The sequence below is a fragment of the Streptomyces carpinensis genome (assembly GCF_002154505.1).
GTDB lineage: Bacteria > Actinomycetota > Actinomycetes > Streptomycetales > Streptomycetaceae > Streptomyces > Streptomyces carpinensis.
Map to the genome: position 1 here is coordinate 1 of NZ_MUBM01000769.1, position 648 is coordinate 648.

At 80.4% G+C, this 648-nt stretch carries 1 pseudogene; it reads right to left on the reverse strand.

Features of this window, described 5'->3' with window-relative positions:
• Positions 1-453, reverse strand: a pseudogene (locus tag BZY54_RS48660) (hypothetical protein); the annotation flags it as partial.
• Positions 454-648 lie beyond the last annotated feature (195 nt).

Below are 648 nucleotides of genomic sequence, written 5' to 3' on the forward strand. Positions count from 1 at the left end.
GGCCGGAGCAGCCTGCGGGGCTCGAGGGGCCTGAGCGACGGGCTGTCCGGTGGGCCGTCCGGCGGTCTGCTCGGGCGGCAGCGGGGTGCCGGGTGCCGGGGTGCCGTGGGGTGGCGTGCCGGGCGTGTTCGGCGGCAGGGGGGTGCCGGCCCCGTTCAGATGGCCCGGAGCGCCCGGTACGCCCGCTGCGGCGCCGTTCGGCGGTACGTGCACGGCGGGACCGTTCGGCGGTACGGCGACGCCCGCGCCGGACATGTCACCCGTGCCGGGCCACTGCTGCGGGGCCGGTGTGCCGGCCGCGGGGGTCGGCTGGGCGGGGAGGCCCTGGGCCGGAACACCCTGTGCGGGGGTGCCCTGCGCCGGGGCGCCGTGCGCGGGAGCGGCCTCCGCCGCGAGCGGCCTGCCGGCAGCGGCCTGCTCCTGGGTGAGCGGGCCATGGGCAGGCAGAGCCACCGGACCGGAGGCGTTCTGCCCGCCCGTGGGCCGAGTGGGCGGCACCGGCCGGCCCGGAGCCTGCGGCTGTCCGGGAACGTCCTGCGGAGCGACGTGCGGGAGCGCTCGCGGTGCGGGACCGGCCTGTCCTGCGGCACCCTGCGGGACCGGACCACCCTGTGCGACCGGACCACCCTGCGGGGGTACGCCCCGCCC